Origin of the sequence: Enterobacter cloacae complex sp. ESBL7 (genome assembly GCF_041679625.1) — a bacterium.
In the GTDB taxonomy this organism is placed as follows: Bacteria; Pseudomonadota; Gammaproteobacteria; order Enterobacterales; family Enterobacteriaceae; genus Enterobacter; species Enterobacter asburiae_B.
Genome location: NZ_JBGORN010000002.1, coordinates 423915 through 446515, shown reverse-complemented (window position 1 = coordinate 446515; position 22601 = coordinate 423915). Strand labels below are relative to the sequence as shown.

Genomic DNA, 22601 nt, shown 5'->3' with positions numbered 1-22601 from the left:
GGCAGAGACTCCAGACATTAAAACTGTGGCCTTACCAGGAACGAAAAGGTGTAGCATAAGCAAAAAGTCGCGCTAATACATCGCGACGCTCGGTGCCAGTTATCATCGCCAGGAAAGCGAAGCTAATAACGTTCAAATCTTGCTGAGAAGGATGTTTATGCATTTTCTTCAAAATAGCATTAACCTTTTTATCATCAAAAAAACTCCAGATAGCCAAAAGTGCCCATCGTTTCCCGGCGGATAAATTTATTATATCGTCTGAAGTATCCCAGTCCGGTGGTAATTCATTAATATTGCTTACACTGTTAATACCGGCAGCAGGAATAATGAAATAATCTGAAAACATATGGACGGCATCTTTCCATGCCTGCAAGAACATAGGTTCATGGATATCATTCATCGCTTTCTCATTTGCATACTGTGCAGCTAAATTAGCATTACAGGCGTAGACCCGTGGCTCGTAGTCACTATAAACATCCGGGACTATCCAACCTGAAGAATGACGCACTGCGTCACAGGATGTGAAGGTGGGCAGTAGAGCAATAAATTGTGGTAATATATTTTGTACTGAACGAGGAAAAAAACGCTTTGCTAACTGAAAGCCCGCATGATTTTCCAGTAATAAGGTTTCAATATCCTCTGAATTATAAATCTGGTACAAAATCCCTTTTTTAGCTTTCAGTCGCTCCAGTTTTTGCTCAAGTCCGGACGATGCAATGGTGGAATAAAATCCAACAAACTCATCACATTCAAATTCAGCAAGTCTGTCCTGAATGTCCTCTTCATCACTGCGACCAACGGACTTTTTAGAAGGAGCGTAGTGTTTGCAGCTAACAAGTTTGGCAATTCGACATCCGGCAATATCAAACTCAACCCGTATATCTATGCCACCATCCGCCCCCCGGCTTGGGCCTTTAGTTACAATCCCTCCCAAAATTTTTTCCATGAATATTTTTGCGAACTTCTCAAATTGGTCGCTATCTGCAGTATCTGCGCTTGCAGAAGCAAGTTCACAGAAATCCAGCCTCGCCATACTCTTCCCCTGACAAATGGTAACGGTTCATAAACAGATTCCGTCTTTTTCTCTTCATTAATCAAGCTACGTATTCAGATAGGTTCCTGAACAGACGACTTGATGACGCTCAAAAGTTATACACGATCTCAATATCAGTTAGTTTTCCTGTATCTGGTTGATTCGAATTAAGCAAAAGCAATGACGTTCAGTCCACGCTTGTACTGAAAGCGGGAAACGGCATTGCCTCGGTCTTTCAAGCCAGATGGTAAAGACAATACCTAAAAATATGCGTACACGCCGGATGGGCGGTGATACGACTCGACGCTTTACCTCCCTGCCCCGCAGCGCTACAATGCCCGCCCTTAAAGTGGGGGATCTCCCCTTACCGCTGCACCTGGTGCACGCGGATCTGACCTGTCATCAGAACGAGAACAAACATGTTTAAACCGGAACTCCTTTCCCCGGCGGGAACGCTGCAAAATATGCGTTACGCTTTCGCCTATGGTGCCGACGCCGTTTATGCGGGCCAGCCGCGCTACTCGCTGCGCGTGCGCAACAACGAATTCAACCACGAGAACCTGCAGCTCGGCATCAACGAAGCGCATGCCCTGGGCAAAAAATTCTACGTGGTCGTGAACATCGCGCCGCACAACGCCAAGCTGAAAACGTTCATCCGTGACCTGAAGCCGGTGGTGGATATGGGGCCGGACGCGCTGATCATGTCGGACCCGGGTTTAATCATGCTGGTTCGGGAGAATTTCCCGGAGATGGATATTCACCTCTCCGTACAGGCTAACGCCGTCAACTGGGCGACGGTGAAATTCTGGAAGCAGATGGGGCTGACCCGCGTCATCCTGTCCCGCGAACTTTCTTTGGAAGAGATCGAAGAGATCCGCACCCAGGTGCCGGATATGGAAATCGAAATCTTCGTTCACGGCGCGCTGTGCATGGCCTACTCCGGCCGCTGCCTGCTCTCCGGCTATATCAACAAGCGCGACCCGAACCAGGGCACCTGCACCAACGCCTGCCGCTGGGAATATAACGTCCAGGAAGGCAAAGAGGATGACGTCGGTAATATCGTGCACAAGCACGAGCCTATTCCGGTAACCAACGTTGAGCCGACGCTGGGCATCGGCGCGCCAACCGACAGCGTGTTTATGATTGAAGAAGCCAAACGTCCGGGTGAGTACATGACCGCCTTTGAAGACGAGCACGGCACCTACATCATGAACTCGAAAGATCTGCGCGCCATCGCCCACGTTGAGCGTCTGACCCAGATGGGCGTGCACTCCCTGAAGATCGAAGGGCGCACCAAATCCTATTACTACTGCGCGCGTACCGCTCAGGTGTACCGCAAAGCCATCGACGATGCGGCTGCCGGTAAACCGTTCGATACCAGCCTGCTGGAAACCCTGGAAGGCCTGGCGCACCGCGGCTACACCGAGGGCTTCCTGCGTCGTCATACCCATGACGACTACCAGAACTACGAGCACGGCTACTCCGTTTCCGAGCGCCAGCAGTTTGTCGGCGACTTTACCGGCGAGCGCAAAGGCGCGCTGGCGGCCGTCGCGGTGAAAAACAAATTCACCAAAGGCGACAGCCTGGAGCTGATGACCCCGCAGGGCAACATGAACTTCACGCTGGAGCATCTGGAAAACGGCAAAGGCGAAGCGATTGATGTGGCGCCGGGCGACGGGCACACCGTCTGGCTGCCGGTTCCGGAAGAGGTGGAGCTGAAGTTTGCGCTGCTGATGCGTAACTTCAACGGTGAAAGCACCCGAAACCCACACGGCAAATAGTTAATCAGGGAAATTTTTTCGCGCTGGGATAATTCTTAGAATCGGATCACATACCGCTTCGTTCAATACGGGTATTATCCCCCCGCTGAAAAACATAACCCATAAATGCTAGCTGTACCAGGAACCACCTCCTTAGCCTGCGTAATCTCCCTTACGCGGGCTTATTTTTTGCCTTCTCTCTCCTCAACCCAGGCAATAAGCTCGTCGATTTGCCCCTCAGAGAACACGGCTACCCCATGCTCTGCGAGCAACGATGCAGCAACACCCCTCCCCGCTTTATGGATCCCGCGAAAAGATCCGTCATAAATAAACTGACTGCCGCACGTTGGGCTGCCATCGGTTAATAGTGCTGCGCTACACCCCGACTCCTGAGCAGCGCGTAGCGCGAGCCAGGCTGCAAGCTGGTAATGCTCAGTCACATCCTGCCCTGTATTTTCAATTATTCTGGCTTGTCCGCGCATTACGTCTTTGCCATCAGCGGACATAATCTCTGCCGGAGGACGAGGGACAGGCAGCCCGGCCGCGAGTTCAGGGCAGTGGGTAACCAGACGCTGTTCCTGCTGCCAGCGCTTGAGCTGCTCGTTCATTCGCGCTTTTTCACTTCCGTTATAACGAACCTTAAAGCCCATCAGGCACGCGCTTACCAAAATTTTATTCATCATCACTTTCCTGTGATTACGTTACTATCATCGCTGGAGTGTAACGCGCTTTCGGGCATATTTTGTTCCTTTCATCCTGTTCTTACCCGCTTTTTTCCTCTCTGCTATACACTCTTACTAACGCTAAAAAAGGGAGCAGCGCGGATGGCAACCTATTCAGACAGTTTATTGATTCTCAATGGCAAAAGCGCGGGCAACGATCTGTTGCGTCAGGCAATTCAGGGTTTGCGTGAAGATGGCGCGCGCATTCACGTCAGGGTGACATGGGAAAAAGGCGACGCGGCACGCTATATCAATGAAGCCCTCGGGCTTGGCGTCAGCACCATCATTTCTGGCGGCGGCGATGGCACCATTAATGAGATTGCGTCAGCGCTTATCGACCTGCCCCCGGCAAATCGGCCGGTGATGGGCATTTTACCGCTCGGCACCGCCAATGATTTTGCCACCAGCGCAGGGATCCCGGAAGAGCTGGAGAAAGCGCTCCAGCTGGCGATCCTCGGCAAGGCCACCGCTGTGGATATTGCGCAGGTGAATGATAAAACCTGCTTTATCAATATGGCGACGGGCGGGTTTGGCACGCGCATCACCAGCGAAACGCCGGAAAAGCTGAAGGCGGCGCTGGGCGGCGTGTCGTACCTGATCCACGGCCTGATGCGCATGGACACCCTCAAGCCCGACCGCTGCGAAATTCGCGGCGAGGATTTTCAGTGGCAGGGTGACGCGCTGGTAATTGGCATCGGCAACGGGCGTCAGGCGGGCGGCGGACAGCAGCTGTGCCCGGAGGCGCTGATTAATGACGGTCAGCTCCAGCTGCGTATTTTCACGGGCGACGGCCTGCTGCCCGCGCTGTTTACCACGCTGACGCAGCCGGAAGAGAGCCCAAATATCATCGCCGGGAAATCGGCGTGGTTTGAAGTGAATGCTCCGCACGGGATGACCTTTAACCTCGACGGAGAGCCGCTGAGCGGGACGCAGTTCCGCATTGAGGTACTGCCCGGCGCGCTGCAGTGCCGGCTGCCGCCGGACTGCGTGCTTTTGCGCTGATGTTTCACTCGGTGCGCAATGATGCCCTCACCCCAACCCTCTCCCACAGGGAGAGGGAGATGGAGGTGGAGGTGGAGGTGGAGGTGGAGCCGTCAGGCAATCGTGACTTTGCTGTCCAGATAGACGTCCTGCACCGCATTGATCAGCTTCACGCCGTCGGCCATCGATTTCTTAAACGCCTTGCGGCCAAGGATCAGCCCCATACCGCCCGCGCGTTTGTTAATAACCGCCGTACGCACCGCGTCTGACAGGTCGGTATCACCGCCCGCCGCGCCGCCGGAGTTGATCAGCCCCGCACGGCCCATGTAGCAGTTCGCCAGCTGGTAACGCACCAGGTCGATCGGGTTATCGCTGGTCAGTTTGCTGTAAACGCGATCGTCGGTGTAGCCAAAGTTCACCGCTTTATAGCCGCCGTTATTCTCGGCCATTTTCTGCTTCACGATATCCGCGCCGATGGTCGCCGCCAGGTGGTTCGCCTGCCCGGTCAGGTCGGCAGACACGTGGTAATCCACGCCGTCTTTCTTGAACGCGTTGTTGCGCAGATATGCCCACAGTACGGTGACCATGCCCAGCTCGTGCGCGCGCTCAAACGCCGCGGAGATCTCTTCAATCTGACGACGGGACTGTTCGGAGCCGAAGTAAATCGTCGCCCCTACCGCCACCGCACCCATGTTGAACGCCTGCTCAACGCTGGCGTAGAGGGTCTGGTCATATTCGGTTGGATAGCTAAGGGTTTCGTTGTGGTTCAGCTTCACAAGGAACGGAATGCGGTGGGCATAGCGACGCGAAACCGAGGCCAGCACGCCGTAGGTAGACGCCACGCAGTTACAGCCCGCCTCAATCGCCAGCTCAACAATATTCTTTGGATCGAAATAGAGCGGATTCGCCGCAAAAGAGGCGCCCGCAGAGTGCTCTACGCCCTGGTCCACCGGCAGAATAGAGAGATACCCGGTGCCGCCGAGCCGCCCGGTGTTGTAGAGCGTCTGCATATTTCGCAGGACCGCAGGCGGACGGTTGTTATCGATCATCACGCGGTCAACGTAGTCATGACCAGGCAGATACAGCTGGTCGGCTGGAATGGTCATACAACGATGCTGTAAAAGGCTGTCGGCGTCTTTGCCAAGCAACTGCGCAATATCAGTCATGTGATACTCCCGTAAGTCCGACGTCGTGTCGGTGTGTGTTTATCCAGTCCCATCTTTTATGGGCAGACTAAGCCTGGTACCGACTTAACAGATTTTCCACTCTTTGCTTTTTTTTTCAGCACAATCTGCTGGCTCGATTCGTGTACAACAAAACTGTTACATTGATCAAACAATCGCCACAAAGGTATTTAAAAGGTATTATTGAGTGGTATGTTAAAGGCGTACCCTCTCTGACATGCAGGATTAAAAAATGAAAACGAAAGTCCAACTGTCATTCATGATGTTTGTTGAATGGTTTATCTGGGGCGCGTGGTTTGTGCCGCTGTGGCTGTGGCTGAGCAAAAGCGGTTTTACCGCCGGGGAAATCGGCTGGTCTTACGCCTGTACCGCTATTGCCGCGATCCTCTCCCCGATTCTGGTCGGCTCGCTGACGGACCGCTTCTTCGCCGCGCAGAAAGTGCTGTCAGTGCTGATGTTCGCCGGAGCCATTCTGATGTACTTCGCCGCGCAGCAAACCCAGTTCAGCACCTTCTTCCCGCTGCTGCTGGTTTACTCCCTGACCTATATGCCGACCATCGCGCTGACCAACAGTATCGCCTTTGCCAACGTGGACGACGTTGAGGCCGATTTCCCGCGCATCCGCGTGATGGGTACCATCGGCTGGATCGCCTCCGGGCTGGCGTGCGGTTTCCTGCCGCAGATGCTGGGCTACAGCGATATTTCCGATACCAATATCCCGCTGCTGATGACGGCAGCCAGCTCCGCCCTGCTCGGCGTATTTGCCCTGTTCCTGCCGAATACGCCGCCGAAAAGTACCGGCAAGCTGGATTTCAAAGTGATGCTCGGGCTGGACGCGTTAATCCTGCTGCGCGACAGAAACTTCCTGGTATTCTTCTTCTGCTCGTTCCTGTTCGCCATGCCGCTGGCCTTCTATTACATCTTCGCCAACGGCTATCTCACCGAAGTGGGGATGAAAAACGCCACCGGCTGGATGACGCTCGGCCAGTTCTCCGAAATCTTCTTTATGCTCGCCCTGCCGTTCTTTACCAAACGCTTTGGTATTAAGAAGGTCTTACTGCTGGGCCTGATTACCGCCGCCATCCGCTACGGGTTCTTTGTTTACGGCGGAGCGGAACAGTACTTTACCTACGCCCTGCTGTTCCTCGGCATTCTGCTGCACGGCGTGAGCTACGACTTCTATTACGTCACCGCGTACATCTACGTGGACAAAAAAGCGCCGGTGCACATGCGCACCGCCGCGCAGGGCCTGATTACGCTGTGCTGTCAGGGCTTTGGTAGCCTGCTGGGTTACCGCCTGGGCGGCGTGATGATGGAAAAAATGTTCGCATACAAAGAGCCGGTGAATGGGCTGACCTTCAACTGGGCCGGAATGTGGACGTTTGGTGCAATCATGATTGCCGTGATTGCCGTGCTGTTTATGCTGTTTTTCCGCGAATCGGATAAAGAGATCGCCGCCATTGCGGTGGTTGATGGCGATGCCGCGCTGACACAAGGGGAAGTTAAATGAAACAAGAACGTGTTCTCGGTGCCCTTTACGGGCAGGCGTTAGGGGATGCGATGGGCATGCCGTCGGAGCTGTGGCCGAGAAAGCGCGTCAAGGCGCACTTCGGCTGGATCGACCGCTTTTTACCCGGCCCGGCAGAGAACAATGCGGCCTGCTATTTCAAACAGGCAGAGTTCACCGACGATACCTCAATGGCGCTGTGCCTGGCGGATGCGATCGTCGAGTGCGACGGGGAGATTAACGCGGACGTTATCGGCAAGCATATTCTGCGCTGGGCGCTCGATTTTGACGCGTTTAATAAGAACGTGCTCGGCCCGACCTCCAAAATCGCGCTTAACGCGATTCGCGACGGCAAGCCGGTTAGCGAACTGGACAACAACGGCGTGACTAACGGGGCGGCGATGCGCGCCTCCCCGCTGGGCTGCCTGCTTCCGGCCACGCGCCTGGAACACTTTGTTGAGCAGGTGGCGCTGGCCTCCAGCCCGACCCATAAATCGGACCTCGCCATTGCCGGCGCGGTGGTGATTGCCTGGGCGGTTTCCCGCGCTATCGACGGCGAAAGCTGGCAGAACATCGTCGATGCGCTGCCGGGTATCGCCCGCTATGCGCAGGAGGCGAAAACCACCACCTTCAGCGCATCGCTGGCGGCACGTATTGAGCTGGCGCTTAAGACCGTGCGGGAAGCCAACGGGGTTGAGTCCGCCAGCGAGCAGGTGTACCAGCTCGTGGGGGCCGGAACCAGCACCATTGAGTCCGTTCCGGCGGCCATTGCGATGGTCGAACTGGCGGGAACCGACCCAAACCGCTGCGCCATTTTATGCGCCAACCTGGGCGGCGATACCGACACCATTGGCGCGATGGCGACGGCCATCTGCGGCGCGCTCCACGGCGTGCAGGCGATTGACCCGGCGCTCAAAGCCGAGCTCGACGCCGTCAACCGGCTCGATTTCGGCCACTATTGCGCGAAACTGCTGCACTACCGGGAGCAAAGGGAGGGCGTATGAATTCATTTGCCCAACGTCTCGACACCCTGCACGCCGCGCGGCCGGTGACGGTGCTGGGCGCGGCGGTGATAGACGTCATCGCCGACGCCTACGCCCTGCCCTGGCGCGGGTGCGATATCGAACTCAAACAGCAGGGCGTGAATATCGGCGGCTGCGCGCTAAACATTGCCATCGCCCTGAAGCGGCTCGGCATTGCGTCGCAAAACGCCCTGCCCGTCGGTCACGGCGTCTGGGCGGATATTATTCGCAACGCCATGGCGAAGCAGGATCTGCACAGCGCCATTGCGGCCGAAACCGGCGATAACGGCTGGTGCCTGGCGCTGGTGGAGCCAGACGGAGAGCGCACCTTCATGTCCTTTAGCGGCGTGGAGAACCAGTGGCAGCAGAGCTGGCTTGATGTGCTTAACATCCCGTCGAACAGCCTGGTCTACTTATCCGGCTATCAGCTGGCCTCGCCGTGCGGCGAGCTGCTGACGCGCTGGCTGGAGGGGTTGCAGGACGTGACGGCCTTTATCGATTTCGGTCCCCGCATCGCGGATATCCCCGACGCGCTGATGGCGCGGATTATGGCCTGCAGGCCGATCGTGTCGCTTAATCGTCAGGAAGCAGAGATCGCAGCCGAACGACTGGGCGTAGCGGCTGAAAACCTGGGTGCGGAGTGGCAGCAGCGCTTCGGCGCCGCGCTGATTGTGCGTCATGATAAAGACGGCGCCGCGTGGTATGACGGCGACGATGCGGGCGTTGTTCCGGCGTTCCCGGCGACGGTTGTGGACACCATTGGCGCTGGCGACAGCCACGCGGGCGGCACGCTTGCCGGGCTGGCGGCGGGATGGTCACTGGCAGACGCCGTTCTGCTGGGGAATGCCGTGGCGTCCTGGGTAGTCAGCCACCGCGGCGGGGACTGCGCCCCGACTCGCGAGGCGCTACTCCTCGCACACAAAGACGTATAGATCGCTGCGACAGTAGCTGATGCTGTACTCAATCGGCCGGTGCTGTTGGTCAAGCGCGACCTGCTTGATCACCAGCACCGGTATTTTTTCGTCCATCTTAATGTGCGCCTGAAACTCGCTGTCCGGCATGCGGGCGCTAACCCGTGAACGGGTGCGCTGCGGGAAAATATTCTGACTGCGGAAGTAATCGTACAGCGAAATGCCAATCGCATCGGGATCGGGAATGAGGCCAACCGGCACCCAGGACTCTTCAATCGACACCGCATCGTCATCCACATAGCGAATGCGCTTGAGCAAAAAGACCTCGCTGTCCGGCGGGATCGACAGATGGTTTGCGACCTCTTCCGGACACTTCACCACCCGCTTGTTGACCCACAGCGTATTAGGCTTTTGGCCGCGCAGCACCACCTGCTGGGAAAAACCGCGCGCCTCTTTCAGCGAATATTCGAAGATGTTATTGATTTGCGTGCCATAGCCACGGGAGCGCGTCACCACACCCTCTTCCTCCAACGCCTGCATCGCCTTTCGCACGGTGATGCGCGACACCCCGGTTAACTGGCTCAAATCGCGCTCGCCGGGCAAAATATTCCCGTGCTCCAGCACCCCGCTGCGCACCGCGTTTTTTACCGTTTCGGCAAATTTCAGGTACAGCGGCGTGTTGTCAGGCGCGGCGATCCGTTCATTCAGTTGAGCGATTAACCGGGTATGCGCTTGTTCCATCTCTGTTTTCTCAGGCGTGGTGTTTCCTGCCAGTATACTGGGTTACCACCATGCATGAAAATGATGAACCGGCCCAATACCGTGACCCACTTCCAGAGTATCGGCTTTTGCCAGCGCCGCCGAGAGCCAGGTTTTCGCTTCGCGCACCGTATCGGCCCAGCCTTCATGCCGCGGGCGCAGCGCCGCCAGCGCGGCGGAGAGCGTGCAGCCCGTGCCGTGGGTGTTTTTGGTCTGCACGCGCGGCGCGGTAAAGCGTACTTCGCCGTCGCGGGTAAAGAGCCAGTCCGGGCTTTCAGCGTCATCCAGATGACCGCCCTTCATCAGCACCGCCCCGCAGCCCATCGCCAGCAGCGCGTTTCCCTGCGCTTTCATCTCGCGTTCAGTTTGCGCATGCGATGTGCCTAACAGCGCGGCGGCTTCCGGCAGATTGGGCGTGATAAGCGCCACCTGCGGCAGTAGCTTTGTACGCAGCGTCTCCACGGCGGAGGCGGAGAGCAGCGGGTCGCCGCTTTTTGCCAGCATGACGGTATCCAGCACCACGTTTTGCACCTGATAGCGTTTAAGCCGCTCGGCCACCGCCTCCACAATATCCGTCTCCGCCAGCATGCCGATCTTGGTGGTATCGATGCGCACATCGCTGAATACCGAATCCAGCTGCGCGGCAACAAAATCCGGCTCGATACGGTAGACCGACTGCACGCCGCGCGTGTTTTGCGCCACCAGCGCGGTAATGACCGAGCAGCCGTACGCGCCAAGGGCCGAGAAGGTTTTGAGATCGGCCTGGATACCCGCGCCGCCGCTGGGATCGGTGCCGGCAATGGTCAGGGCGTTAATCCGCTTCATGCCTGCTCCTCCAGCGTATAGAGCGCATCCAGAAACGCGCTGGCAAAACTGCCAGGCCCACGCGACTGCGCAACGGTCACCGTTCCGGCCTGCTTCATCCATCCGCAGGCAGCAGCGACGTTATCCATCCGGTCGCCCGGCAGCGAGCAGCTCGCCGCCACAACGGCAGAAAGCGCGCATCCCGTTCCCACTACGCGCGTCATCAACGGATCGCCGCCCGTTACCGTGCGGGTGCGTTGCCCGTCGGTGATGTAATCCACCTCGCCGGTGACGACCACAACGGCATTGGTCTGGCGAGCCAGCGCCTGTGCAGCGGGTACCGCGCTGGCTGCGGAGTCGGTCGTATCGACGCCGCGCCCGCCCGCGCTCATTCCGGCAAGGGCCAGAATCTCGGAGGCATTGCCGCGAATGGCGGCCGGTTTCAGGGCAAGGATTTGATGGCAAAAACGGGTGCGGAACGTCAGGGCGCCCGCGGCAACCGGGTCCAGCGTCCAGGGCTTGCCTGCAGCCACCGCGCTTTCTATTGCCCGACGCATCGCCTGCGCGCGCGGCGAGGTCAGCGTGCCAACGTTAATCAGGAGCGCATCGGCGATGGCGGCAAACTGTTCAGCCTCTTCGGCTTCAATCACCATCGCGGGTGAGGCGCCAAGCGCCAGCAAAACGTTGGCCGTAAAGGTCTGTACGACATCGTTGGTCATACAGTGGGTCAGCGGAGAACGGGTTCGGAAGTGGTGTAAAACGTGTAAATCGAGCAGGTCAGGCTGCATGGGTTCGCTCCTGCCTTGCGTGAAGAAGCGATGACCGGGAAGGCATCTGACTTCCCTACGCTGGCATTATCCAGATCAGGTAATACGGGTATTTCTCAGCCTTCACAAAGAAGGGCACCCCGAGTCAAAATACATTTAAAACATTGAGTTATGAAACTCATTAACGTGATGTAGTGTAACTGCGGCCCCAGGCCAGGCGCAAGGAGTTTCGATTTATCACGCCGTTGTCACCGCGGAAATCTCCAGGCGCTCTTTCCCGTCATTTGCCAACATTTATTACGCTTTAGTTAATTCTGGTTCAGTAATTGTTAATACGTTATTGAAAAACTTTATTACGTACTTTTGCTGAGACTATTATTTTTATTTTTTATTACGTGCTCATTCCGCTTTTATAAGATAGATAAACTTCTTTCGCATGAAAGAATAAGGCAGTATTAATTTATTTAACTCTATTAAACATTTGTACTTTCATCAATAGCTTAACGCTTCCCTTGATTTATCGCACAATCCATAAGTTAATGTATACATTAAATAAACCTCCTCGTTACAGCAACCTGCCCTTTCATTTATTCATATCATTTATGATTTAGATCAAAATCATCAATTTGGGTTTAATCGATAGTTTATTCACGCCACTAAAAAAGGTCCGGGCATTGAATATCCTGTATTGAGATATGGAAATACAGATATCCACATACCACTAAAGCCAAAACTGTTCTGCTTAATTTTGTTTTTTAATACGTTAATGATGTGAGTCCTTCGAATGAAACTTTTCAATAAATCTGTTATTTCTGTTTTTATATTTGGGGTGGTCGCCGGTAGCGCCATGAATATTACCAACGCTGCTGCTGCCGTTTGGGATGACGCATCAATCACAGATATTGTGAATGACCATCAAGACCAAATTACGCAAAACAGGGTCGATAGTATTGCTCGCGATCTCTCAACTGAAAACCGCTTAACGCAGGTGGATAGCGACCTTCAATCCACTAAATTAGGTGTTTTGGTTATTGAGCAAGCCACAAATGACGCTAACCAAAAAGCCTTGCTTGCTGGCGCGCTTGCAGATACTGCCAATCAAAAAAGCGATGCGGCTTTACAGGGCGTTATGACGAACGGCACAGAAATTATCAATATGGAAAACGTTAACAAAGTGCAAGATAACCGTCTTGATAGCCTGGAAAATGCCCCTAAACCCACTAATGGCGTAGATGGCAAAGATGGTAAAGATGGCGTGACGACCACCGTGACGCACATGCAGGTAGACGCAGCAACACAAACTAAAGTGGCTAATAATACCCAGGCGGTTACCGCTACCGCTCAGGATCTGCTGGCAACGAAACAGACGTTACAGGCAATGAATAATAATACCAACCAGCAATTTAAATCACTGCACGATGAAGTAGATAATAATAAGAAGCAAGCTAATGCCGGCATTTCAGGTGCCATGGCGATGGCAGGATTACCGCAGGTACAAACGAATCAGCAAGTTATGTTCTCTGCTGGCGGAGCCACATACAATAGTGAAAGCGCCCTTGCCGTTGGGGCATCCGTTAACTTTAGTTCACATGTGATCGCGAAAATGAGCTTCTCTGATGATACCGCCAATAATATGGGAGCGTCAGTTGGCGTCGGAATGGGCTTTTAACGAAATACAACTTAAGCATTATTAACTTACACCATTAAGTTAATAACCTGCTTGCCTCCGGCAAGAATAGCGATGACAGAAAAAACATGCTCAGACATATCATTATTTCAGCGACCCTGTATCTGATGCTCATTGGCGTCGGTATTTGGATCGGCATGATGTACGTCTCCTATTATCTGTGCGTTTTATAAGGTGGACAAAAGTTTAGCCATGAAAACTCAATTAATATGGATTGCACTGATGTTAACGGTAGCGACAACACCGGCTCATGCGATTAACGCGCACTATCGTGCTCAATTAGAACGTTCAGGATGTACTGAGATGAACGCGAATGACGGCTCTTGTGATATCCACAAAACAAAAGCCCAAAATGCGGCGCAGCACTCAACAGCTGCGGGCCACGACCCTTTGCGTGAAGCCACTTTTACATCGGATGCGGTTAACGCCACGATTTCAAACGGCTTTTTTAACGCCACCATTAACGGCAAAAAGGCCACCGTTAAGCGTCTGAATGCTCATTTCTATGAGATCCACGGTAATGGTTTTGTTATATCGCTAAGCATTGATGAGAACGGCATTACGGCGGCGTCCTGGAATAAGACGACGGGGCGTAACCACGGCATTTTGCAGGTGTCGCAGAAATAAAGCGAACAAGGAGGCAGTCTGCCTCCTTTTCGGTCAGCGAATGGCACGATTTGTCACACTCTTTTTTATGAATTTACAGTCAGGGCAGAACACACGTAACAGTCTGTTTTTCTTTACCATAAAGTGCAATTTTCTTTCTTAAAAAGGGGATATCCCCTCCCCTGAGCGCCATGTCACAAAACAGTAAACAAATTAACCATTGAGCCCCGTGGCAAAAGGCTCTATATTGGCGGCGTTTTTTTCAGGCCCCCATCTGTTTTTTAACTTTTTATTCAATCGTGGCTCATAACGAAGCGGCGGTTGTAGGAGTGATATGATGACGGATAAAGTCCGTATTGACACCGTAGATGCCCACAAAAGCAACGAAACCTATCTGGCCCGTCAGGCCGAGTTTGAATCTAACGTCAGGAGTTATCCGCGCAAACTGCCTTTAGCCATCACTAAAGCAGAAGGCGTGTGGATCACCGATGCAGATAATAAAGAATACCTTGACTGTTTAGCAGGCGCGGGAACCCTTGCGCTTGGCCATAACCATCCTGATGTGCTGAAAAGCATCCAAAATGTCATTACCAGCGGCTTGCCGTTACATACCCTGGATCTGACTACGCCTCTGAAAGACGCGTTTTCTGAATACCTGCTCTCTCTGCTGCCTGGTCAGGGCAAAGAGTACTGCCTGCAGTTCACCGGTCCATCCGGTGCTGACGCCGTTGAAGCGGCGCTGAAGCTGGCGAAAAAAGTGACCGGTCGTAGCGGTATCATCAGCTTCTCTGGTGGTTACCACGGTATGACCCACGGCGCGCTGTCCGTGACCGGCAACCTGTCTCCGAAAGAAGCGGTAGACGGTATGATGCCAGAAGTGCAGTTCATGCCTTACCCGCACGAGTACCGTTGCCCGCTGGGTATCGGTGGTGAAGCGGGCGTGAAAGCGCTGACGTACTACTTCGATAACCTGATCAACGACGTTGAAAGCGGCGTGCGTAAACCTGCTGCGGTGATTCTGGAAGCCGTTCAGGGCGAAGGCGGCGTGAACCCGGCTCCGGCAGAGTGGCTGCAGCGCATCCGTAAAGTGACTCAGGAACACGGCATTCTGCTGATCCTCGACGAAGTTCAGGCTGGCTTTGCCCGTACCGGTAAATTCTTCGCCTTCGAACACGCGGGCATTGAGCCAGACATCATCGTAATGTCTAAAGCCGTAGGTGGCGGTCTGCCGCTGGCCGTTCTCGGTATCAAAAAACAGTTCGACGCATGGGCGCCAGGCCACCACACCGGTACCTTCCGCGGCAACCAGCTGGCGATGGCCACCGGCCTGACCACGCTGAAAATCCTGAAAGATCAGAACATCGCGGGCAAAGTTGCCGCTCAGGGCGAATGGCTGAAAGGCCAGCTGAAAGAGATGGCGAAACGCTATCCTGTTATCGGCCACGTGCGCGGTCTGGGCATGATGATCGGTATTGAGATCGTTAAGCCACACGAAGCCGCTGACCACATGGGCTGCTTCCCGGGCGACGGCGAGCTGTCTGCACTGATTCAGAAGAAGTGCTTCGAAGCCGGTCTGATTCTGGAGCGCGGCGGCCGTAACGGTATCGTTCTGCGTCTGCTGCCGTCTCTGCTGATCAGCGACGAAGAGCTGAAAATCTTCCTGGATAAATTTGAGCAGGCACTGCTTGCTGCGGGCGTTCGCCCGGCGTAACCGGAGTTATTGATTACGATGTCTGATTCAAACCCAATTTTGTTCTCCTCTGCGCAGAGCATTGAAGCTTACCAGCAGGCGATCGAACAAAGCACTCAGGCTGTGATGCAGTGGCTGAAACAGCCTGAGATGTACCAGGGCAAAACGGTCGCGGAACTGCGCGACCGCATTAAGCTGGATTTCAACCCGAAAGGGCTGGGCAACGAAGCGGCGATTGAACGCGCCGTGGAGTTCTTCCTGAAAGACAGCTTGTCCGTTCATCACCCGCAGTGTGTGGCGCACCTGCACTGCCCAAGCCTGGTCGTAAGCCAGGCGGCGGAAGTGCTGATCAACGCCACTAACCAGAGTATGGACTCCTGGGATCAAAGCCCGTCCGCAACCATTATCGAGATCAAACTGATCGAGTGGCTGCGTACCCGCGTGGGTTATCAGGCCGGCGACGCCGGTGTCTTCACCAGCGGCGGCACCCAGAGCAACCTGATGGGCCTGATGCTGGCTCGCGATGCGTTCTTCGCGCGTCAGGGTCACTCCGTTCAGCAGGACGGCCTGGTCGGCGATTTGCGCAAAATTCGCGTGCTGTGCTCTGAAAACGCACACTTCTCCGTGCAGAAAAACATGGCGTTGATGGGGCTGGGCTACCAGTCCGTCGTGCAGGTGAAAACGGACGAATTCTCCCGCATGGATCTGACCGATCTGGCGGCGAAAATCGAACAGTGCAACGCGAACGGCGAACAGATTCTGGCGATCGTCGCAACGGCAGGTACCACCGATGCCGGTGCTATCGACCCGCTGCGTGCGATTGCAGAGCTGGCCGCGAAGCAGAACATCTGGGTACATGTTGATGCGGCCTGGGGCGGCGCGCTGCTGATGTCTGAGCAGTATCGTCACTACCTGGACGGCATCGAGCTGGTGGATTCCGTCACCCTGGACTTCCACAAGCAGTTCTTCCAGACCATCAGCTGCGGCGCGTTCCTGCTGAAAGAAGCGCGCCACTATGAGCTGATGCGCTATCAGGCGGCCTACCTGAACTCTGAGTTCGACGAAGAAGCGGGTGTGCCTAACCTGGTGTCCAAATCTCTGCAGACCACCCGTCGTTTTGACGCGCTGAAGCTGTGGATGAGCCTGGAAGCGCTGGGGCAGGAGCAATACGCGGCGATCATCGATCACGGCGTGACCCTGGCGCAGCAGGTTGCGGCCTACGTGAAAGAGCAGCCTGCTCTGGAACTGGTTATGCAGCCACAGCTGGCAAGCGTTCTGTTCCGCTTCCGCGGACAGGTGCAGATGGATGACGCGGGCATCGCCCTGCTGAACCAGAAAATTGGTGATGCGCTGCTGGAATCCGGCCGTGCGAACGTTGGTGTGACCGAGCACAACGGCGTCACCTGCCTGAAGCTGACGCTGCTGAACCCAACCGTGACGCTGGAAGATATTAAAATCCTGCTGTCTCTGGTTGAGCGCACCGCGCAGGAAGTTCTGGCTAAGTAATACAACACCCCTCTTCCGCCGGGAGAGGGGTTATTTTTATACGCCTGCCCACCACATCCTTAATTTTAATCCCCAGTAACTCGTCCAGCCCGTCGTGGTACTAACCACATTACCCTTCGACACAATGACCAGCGTCGGCGTGACGCTCACCTGCCACTGCTGCGACAACGCACCGTTTTCATCGTTGATCACCGGCATTTTCAGCTGTTTCTTTTCAACCCAGCGCGCAAGCTTTGCGTTATCGCCGGAACGCATGGCAATACTCACCACGTTCCCGCCTTCTTCTGCCAGCTGATTAACGGAAGGCGTCGTGTAACGGCATATGCTGCACCAGGTGGCCCAGACGTAAATCAGAAGCGGCCGTTCCTGGCTCAGTGCCGCGATATCGTGAATATTGCCGTCGATGCTCTGCATCGGTGTTGCACTAAAACTGGCGGGGAGTGTCGGTTTTCGGTACCGATCAACACCCCACACCACGGCCAGCGTCAGCAGAACGAATATGATCCCTTCCCGCGCCCAGCGGCGCAGTCGACTGATTTTGCGGTTATCCATTGTGACCTCATGTTTCAACGAAGGTCATCTTAACGGGCAATACGCCATCACGCTGTAAAGAAGTGTCGCGCCAGGTTTACTCCTGTGTATAGCCGTAGTCGTAATGGCTATATCCCGAGTTGTAATAGAGCGCAGCCGATTTCACGATATCATTGAGGATCGCGCCATTCACCTGCACACCCATTTGCTGCAGACGCTTCAGGCAGTTCTCGATCTCCTTGACGCTGGTTTTACCAAAGCGGGCGACCAGAAGCGTGGTAGCCGCTGCTCTGGCTATCAGCAAGGCATCCGTTACGGCAAGCACGGGTGGGGTATCGACAATCACGATGTCATACAGTTTGTCTATCTGCGACATTACGGCCTGGAAGCGTTCACTCATGAGCAGCTCAACGGGATGTGAAGGTTGGGGTCCGCAGGTCAATACATCAAAACCGCCTTTCTCGGCGCGTTGAACCGCCTCCTGCCACTCAACGGCTCCTCCGAGTACGCAGGATAATCCCCGATGATTGCTCAGTTGGAAAACATTGTGGACATATCCCTTGCGCATATCCGCATCAATAAACAGCACTCGCTGTCCGGCCTGAGCGGCAATCGACGCCAGTGAAGTACTGACCAGCGTCTTTCCGCAGTCCTGCGTGGGGCCAGACACCACGACGATCCGGTTTGTGGCATCCATCATGGTAAAATGCAGACTGGTGCGCAGCCCGCGCAGCGCCTCGACAAATATATCTGCCGGACGGTCAATGGGCAAAAAAGGAACGTTTGATGTCCTGTGCTTCCATCGGGAAGCAAACAGGGTTTTCCTGCGCAGGTGCGTTTTTTTCCAGAGCCACACCGAGCGCGGAAGCGTCGCCAGAAGCGGTATCCCCTGCACTTCCAGTTGTTCAGGCGAGGTAATGCCCCGATTAAAGGCTGAGCGCACTAAAACCATGCCGGCAGAGAGCATCAACCCCATCAGCATACCCAGTACGATAATGAGCGCTTTGCGCGGTTTGATCGGATCTGGCTGCGTCACGGCCGGGTCAATGATCCGCACGTTCCCGATAGCGCTGGAGCGAGAGATACTCAGCTCTTGCTGACGCGTCAGCAGCTGCAGATATATGGTACGCCCGGATTCAACGTCACGACTCAGGCGCAAGATTTCCTGCTGCGTGGAAGGCATGGATGAAACGCGATTGTTCAGGCGCGCACGCTCCCGCTCAAGCGTTTGTTTCTTCTCCCGCAAGGCACGGTAGGTGGGATGGTCTTTTTTGAAAAGCTGGGAAACCTCTGCTTCGCGAAACGTCAGCTCGTTAAGCTGGTTTTCCACGTTAACCACCTGATCAAGTACTGACTTAGCCTCCAGAGATAAGTCGACAGAATCGCGTTGCTCTCTGTAGGCATTGAGTCTCGCTTCGGCTTCATCCAGCTCCCGGCTGATCTTAGGTAATTGCTCCTGTAAGAACGTGAGGCTGCGGGAATCTTTCGCTTCCTGGCGCGCAATATTCTGGCTGAGGTAATTTTCAGCAATGGCATTAAGTATCGTGGCGATCCTGGCGGGGTCTTCACCCGTTAACATTAAGGAGATCATACCGCTCTGTTTCGCCGACTCCACAACCGTAAGCCTGTTCTGAATGACATTGATCGCGTCAAGCCTTGTGACGGTTTCGAGGGTAAACTGGGTGCCAGGTTCCGCGCTGAGGGATGTCACCAGAAGCGACATTCCGTCTTTAACCAGCGTTTTCCCCACTATGCCGTCTGCTTCAAGCTTTTTTCCCTCAAGACGATATCGCCCTTTCTCCCGTACGGTGAGTAAAAGCGTTTGTGGCTGCCCTTTCAGAAGGGGAATAGTCAGCGCGCCAATCGTTATTTCAGCGGATTTACGTCCCCGCACGTGTTCCCACAAAGGCCCGACGACAGGAAACACGCGTCGCCTGGCGTTGTACGTCAACCCTAATTGATCAACGGTTTCTCCCAGGATCATCCGTGATTTAAGGAGTAAAAGTTCCGGCGCGACATCGGGTGAGAGATCGGACCCGAACGGGTTCAGGTTCTTGATTAGCGAGTTATTCTGCTTCTCTTCAACCTGTAACAGGGCATCAGCCTGATAAACTGGCGTGGCGCTGAACGCATATATCCCTGCACATACCGTGAGCAAGAGCGTGACACACGCGATCGTCACCCGGTGATCAAACATCTCAGCAAACAACTGAAGAAGATCGATATCATTATTCTGCGGTGTCGCAGCACTATATTTGTCTGATTTAGAAGACGACATTACGGCTTCATTCCTTGTTGACTCAAACGACGAGCCCATTCCTGACTGGCTTTCCCCAATTGCTCGAAAACATATTCATAGACTTCGCGACTTTTGTGATACGGGTCGGGAATGTGCCTTGTTTCAAGCCATTGTCCAAAGAGCAGCGATTTTCCCCGGTTCTCCGGGGCCATTGTGGCAATGAAACGGAGGTGTTCCGGCTCCATTACCAGAATCAAATCGGATTTTTGCAACAGGCTGCGCGTCACCTTGCGGGCAACATGCCCTTCCAGCGAAACGCCATGACACCAGGCGACAGACTGCGCAGCCGCATCCGCCGGGCACCCTTCAAGTCCAAAAATACCTGCCGAGGACACCTGCTTGCCGGGCAATTGCTGACGCAACAGCCGCTCACCAATCGGTGAACGGCAAATATTGCCGGTGCAGACCACTAAGATTGACTGAAACATTACTGCGGCCACGATTTGATATAACGAACGGTTTCGGTCAGGTCATGGACGCCGCTGATGGTAGGTACCAGCTGGGAGATCACGCGATTCCAGCGTGATAACGGTGCCGTAGTGACGTAGACAATGTCATACGGTTCCAGCTGGAATTCCGTACCCAGCACCATGGCTGACGTATCTTCCGCATTGAGTTGATAGATGTTGGCAATTTTGCCCGTGTCGCCTTTTTCCGTTACCTGCCTGATAACAAAAATGCCGGTTGCATCAGCCATATTTTGGTTAAGCCCACCGGCATTGCCCAGGGCTTCGGCCAGCGTCATGCCGCTACGATCCATCTTAAGCGTGCTCTGTTTAACCACCTCGCCCATCACGAACACTTTCAGCGCGTCGTTTCGGGGAATAAACAGGATATCGCCCGGATAAAGCAGCTTATTTTGTGTCAAATCGCCATGCTGCATCAGTGCATAGAGCGAAAGGCGGGAGTCCTTGCCATCATGCGTCAGCACGACGTTACGCCAGTCGGCATCCGCAGAAAGACCGCCAGCGGCGTTAACCGCATCCATCACCGTCAGCGGAATATTGGTTATGGGTTGCTGGCCTGATTTTTCGACCTCTCCGGTGACATAGGCTTTTTGGGAACGGAAGGCGGCAACGCTGACGTCCACCTGCGGGCTCTCAATGACTTTATCCAGTCGAGATGTAATCTCTTCACGTACCTGTGAAACCGTTTTTCCCGCTACACGCAGCTTACCAACGTAGGGATAAAAGAGCGTACCATCGGCATTGACCCAGTTGCCGGCATCGCTCGCACTACGATATTGTCCTGCGGGCGTTGTTAATTCAGGGTGATCCCAGACGGTGACCGTCAGGATGTCGCCTGTACCAATACGGTATTCCCAGTTTTTGATCTGCTCATCCAGATTAGGATTTGCCTGAGATTTCGATACGGTTGGACGCAGCTTTTCAATCAACCCCGGCGTTAGTGGAAAAATTTCCACGTGCTTATCAAGCTGATAATTAACATCTTCCGCCGTATTGACTTTTTTCCCGTACACGCTCAAGTTCTGTCCGGGGGAAAATACACATCCCGTTAACTGACTAATGGTGAGAAATAACAGCGAAAATGCAGTTGTACTTTTCATTTATATAACTATTTCTTTTTAACGTTGCGCTTATCGTAAAGCTTGCAAATAAACCCAACATAAGCTCATGAAATTTAATTATTTATTCAACTTCGGCATGTAATTTCGGCATGATAAAGCGCAAGCCACCTGGCCTCTAAAAAAACAACGATTGATCTTGTAAAAAAGGTAGTAAGCGCGCTTCGCCCGAAGACAATATTAAATGTCCTTCAGTGGGAAAGCATTCGTATTACAGTCCAATTTTGACGTAAAAAGTTATTTTCAGGTTTGAGTATCGAAATAATAAATATTAAAAATATAAAGCACAGACAATATTCACCACAATGATAAGCATCATCCAGTTTGACTACACAAAACCGTCCACTTTTGTTACATTTTTTCTCAAACATACCCTGCGTTGATACTTAAAATGGACTGTCTGCTCCGCTTTGCACGACCTGCAGACGAAAAGTATCTGTAACGATATCACTGGAGAAAAAATGGCTAAGCGTAAATTGCTGCTTCTGGGTGTATTACTGTCTCTGGCGGGATCTGCATTCGCTGCCCCGCAAACGGCCGCTGCGCCATCGGGCATCAAGGCCTATGAAGAACAAGAGTTCATCGCTGACTTTACGAAATTCAAGATTGGCGACACGGCGCCGGCGCAGTATCAAACGCCGGAGTACACCATCAAACAGTACCAGCTGCGTAACCTGCCGGCTCCGGATGCCGGAACCCACTGGACCTACATGGGTGAGAACTACGTGCTGATCGGCGATGCTGATGGCAAGATCTACAAAGCCTACAATGGAGATATTTTCTATCACCGCTAACGCAATTCTGATTCGCCCCTGGCAGGAAAGCGACCGTCCTTTCCTGCGCACGCTCTACCTCCACGCCCGGCGTGAAGCCTGGCCATGGCTGGACAACGCGGACTGGCAGCTTGAAGACTTTGACGCGGCAACCCGTGACGAAGTGATTTGGGTTGCTGTTCAGAACGGTCATCGCCTGGGTTTTGCCTCCGTCTGGACGAACGATAATTTCCTGCACAACCTGTTTGTCGATCCGCAGTATCAGAGCCTGGGCGTCGGGCATGAGTTGCTTGAACACGTACAGAAGACGTTTACCAGTACGGGTTCACTTAAGTGCCTGGTGAAGAATGCGCGGGCTATTGCGTTTTACCAGCGACACGGCTGGCACATAGAGGCGACGGGTAATTCTCCGGACGGAGAGTATTATTTGATGCACTATCGGTTGGGTTAAAGTCGGGTGGCGGCTTCGCCTTA

General features: G+C 54.1%; 21 protein-coding genes and 1 riboswitch. Of the genes, 11 read left to right on the top strand and 10 right to left on the bottom strand.

The genetic code is table 11. The features are described 5' to 3' along the window. Positions 1–31: 31 nt before the first annotated feature. Positions 32–1033, bottom strand: coding sequence for a hypothetical protein (locus ACERY3_RS12180; protein ID WP_048976170.1), 1002 nt, complete (start codon positions 1031–1033; stop codon positions 32–34). Between the two features lie 419 nt (positions 1034–1452). Here ACERY3_RS12180 and yegQ point away from each other — a divergent pair, with 419 nt between their 5' ends. Continuing rightward, positions 1453–2814 carry a tRNA 5-hydroxyuridine modification protein YegQ gene (gene yegQ, locus ACERY3_RS12175; protein WP_023312421.1) on the top strand — a complete coding sequence of 454 codons (1362 nt, stop codon included), beginning with the start codon at positions 1453–1455 and terminating at the stop codon, positions 2812–2814. 161 nt (positions 2815–2975) lie between these two features. Here yegQ and ACERY3_RS12170 read toward each other — a convergent pair whose 3' ends face one another. Next, on the bottom strand, positions 2976–3476 hold the full coding sequence (locus tag ACERY3_RS12170) for a DUF523 domain-containing protein (RefSeq protein ID WP_058841480.1): 501 nt from the start codon (positions 3474–3476) through the stop codon (positions 2976–2978). A gap of 141 nt (positions 3477–3617) precedes the next feature. Between ACERY3_RS12170 and yegS the strand changes: the two genes are divergently transcribed. After that, positions 3618–4517 carry a lipid kinase YegS gene (yegS, locus tag ACERY3_RS12165; protein ID WP_058841481.1) on the top strand — a complete coding sequence of 300 codons (900 nt, stop codon included), beginning with the start codon at positions 3618–3620 and terminating at the stop codon, positions 4515–4517. Between the two features lie 92 nt (positions 4518–4609). On the opposite strand, the gene fbaB is transcribed toward yegS, so the two are convergent. Further along, the gene (gene fbaB / locus ACERY3_RS12160; protein ID WP_023312424.1) at positions 4610–5662 is read right to left on the bottom strand and encodes a class I fructose-bisphosphate aldolase; all 1053 of its coding nucleotides are present in this window, start codon (positions 5660–5662) and stop codon (positions 4610–4612) included. A gap of 250 nt (positions 5663–5912) precedes the next feature. On the opposite strand from fbaB, the gene ACERY3_RS12155 reads away from it, so the two are divergent. From ACERY3_RS12155 to ACERY3_RS12145, 3 genes are read left to right on the top strand one after another with little or no spacing between them, the layout of a single operon-like run. Then, complete coding sequence (locus ACERY3_RS12155; protein WP_033145997.1) at positions 5913–7190, top strand: nucleoside permease; 1278 nt, start codon at positions 5913–5915, stop codon at positions 7188–7190. Then, positions 7187–8191, top strand: a complete 1005-nt coding sequence (locus ACERY3_RS12150) for an ADP-ribosylglycohydrolase family protein (RefSeq protein WP_058841482.1) — start codon at positions 7187–7189, stop codon at positions 8189–8191. The genes ACERY3_RS12155 and ACERY3_RS12150 overlap by 4 nt, the downstream gene beginning before the upstream one ends. Further along, a complete protein-coding gene (locus tag ACERY3_RS12145; RefSeq protein WP_058841483.1) occupies positions 8188–9141 on the top strand; it encodes a PfkB family carbohydrate kinase in 954 nt (317 codons plus the stop codon). The genes ACERY3_RS12150 and ACERY3_RS12145 overlap by 4 nt, the downstream gene beginning before the upstream one ends. Here the strand turns inward: ACERY3_RS12145 and ACERY3_RS12140 are convergent. From ACERY3_RS12140 to thiM, 3 genes are read right to left on the bottom strand one after another with little or no spacing between them, the layout of a single operon-like run. After that, positions 9115–9861: a GntR family transcriptional regulator gene (locus ACERY3_RS12140; RefSeq protein WP_023312428.1), complete on the bottom strand. Its 747-nt coding sequence runs from the start codon at positions 9859–9861 to the stop codon at positions 9115–9117. The two genes, ACERY3_RS12145 and ACERY3_RS12140, sit on opposite strands and share 27 nt — an antisense overlap. A 42-nt stretch (positions 9862–9903) precedes the next feature. Continuing rightward, on the bottom strand, positions 9904–10704 hold the full coding sequence (gene thiD / locus ACERY3_RS12135; protein ID WP_045887883.1) for a bifunctional hydroxymethylpyrimidine kinase/phosphomethylpyrimidine kinase: 801 nt from the start codon (positions 10702–10704) through the stop codon (positions 9904–9906). Beyond that, positions 10701–11471 carry a hydroxyethylthiazole kinase gene (gene thiM / locus ACERY3_RS12130; protein WP_373225745.1) on the bottom strand — a complete coding sequence of 257 codons (771 nt, stop codon included), beginning with the start codon at positions 11469–11471 and terminating at the stop codon, positions 10701–10703. The genes thiD and thiM overlap by 4 nt, the downstream gene beginning before the upstream one ends. Positions 11472–11506: 35 nt before the next feature. After that, positions 11507–11603: riboswitch (TPP riboswitch) on the bottom strand. A 631-nt stretch (positions 11604–12234) separates the two neighbouring features. Between thiM and ACERY3_RS12125 the strand changes: the two genes are divergently transcribed. The 4 genes from ACERY3_RS12125 to ACERY3_RS12110 all read left to right on the top strand — a co-directional run bounded on the left by ACERY3_RS12125 (position 12235) and on the right by ACERY3_RS12110 (position 16939). Beyond that, on the top strand, positions 12235–13119 hold the full coding sequence (locus tag ACERY3_RS12125) for a YadA C-terminal domain-containing protein (RefSeq protein WP_233423240.1): 885 nt from the start codon (positions 12235–12237) through the stop codon (positions 13117–13119). Between the two features lie 210 nt (positions 13120–13329). Further along, complete coding sequence (locus ACERY3_RS12120; RefSeq protein ID WP_045887888.1) at positions 13330–13764, top strand: hypothetical protein; 435 nt, start codon at positions 13330–13332, stop codon at positions 13762–13764. 313 nt (positions 13765–14077) lie between these two features. Continuing rightward, complete coding sequence (locus tag ACERY3_RS12115; RefSeq protein ID WP_014884533.1) at positions 14078–15454, top strand: diaminobutyrate--2-oxoglutarate transaminase; 1377 nt, start codon at positions 14078–14080, stop codon at positions 15452–15454. 18 nt (positions 15455–15472) lie between these two features. Further along, positions 15473–16939: an aspartate aminotransferase family protein gene (locus tag ACERY3_RS12110; RefSeq protein ID WP_023312433.1), complete on the top strand. Its 1467-nt coding sequence runs from the start codon at positions 15473–15475 to the stop codon at positions 16937–16939. Positions 16940–16975: 36 nt separating this feature from the next. Here ACERY3_RS12110 and ACERY3_RS12105 read toward each other — a convergent pair whose 3' ends face one another. The 4 genes from ACERY3_RS12105 to ACERY3_RS12090 all read right to left on the bottom strand — a co-directional run bounded on the left by ACERY3_RS12105 (position 16976) and on the right by ACERY3_RS12090 (position 21336). Further along, complete coding sequence (locus ACERY3_RS12105) at positions 16976–17491, bottom strand: protein disulfide oxidoreductase (protein WP_058841497.1); 516 nt, start codon at positions 17489–17491, stop codon at positions 16976–16978. 76 nt (positions 17492–17567) lie between these two features. Next, a complete protein-coding gene (locus tag ACERY3_RS12100) occupies positions 17568–19748 on the bottom strand; it encodes a polysaccharide biosynthesis tyrosine autokinase (RefSeq protein WP_058841498.1) in 2181 nt (726 codons plus the stop codon). Continuing rightward, on the bottom strand, positions 19748–20197 hold the full coding sequence (locus ACERY3_RS12095; protein ID WP_045887892.1) for a protein-tyrosine-phosphatase: 450 nt from the start codon (positions 20195–20197) through the stop codon (positions 19748–19750). The genes ACERY3_RS12100 and ACERY3_RS12095 overlap by 1 nt, the downstream gene beginning before the upstream one ends. Beyond that, on the bottom strand, positions 20197–21336 hold the full coding sequence (locus ACERY3_RS12090) for a polysaccharide export protein (RefSeq protein WP_058841499.1): 1140 nt from the start codon (positions 21334–21336) through the stop codon (positions 20197–20199). Before ACERY3_RS12090 ends, ACERY3_RS12095 begins: the two co-directional genes overlap by 1 nt. Before the next feature lie 479 nt (positions 21337–21815). Between ACERY3_RS12090 and ACERY3_RS12085 the strand changes: the two genes are divergently transcribed. Both ACERY3_RS12085 and ACERY3_RS12080 read left to right on the top strand, forming a co-directional pair. Beyond that, the gene (locus ACERY3_RS12085) at positions 21816–22148 is read left to right on the top strand and encodes an RcnB family protein (protein WP_023336316.1); all 333 of its coding nucleotides are present in this window, start codon (positions 21816–21818) and stop codon (positions 22146–22148) included. After that, positions 22123–22578: a GNAT family N-acetyltransferase gene (locus tag ACERY3_RS12080; protein WP_231926990.1), complete on the top strand. Its 456-nt coding sequence runs from the start codon at positions 22123–22125 to the stop codon at positions 22576–22578. The genes ACERY3_RS12085 and ACERY3_RS12080 overlap by 26 nt, the downstream gene beginning before the upstream one ends. The last annotated feature ends 23 nt before the right edge of the window (positions 22579–22601 follow it).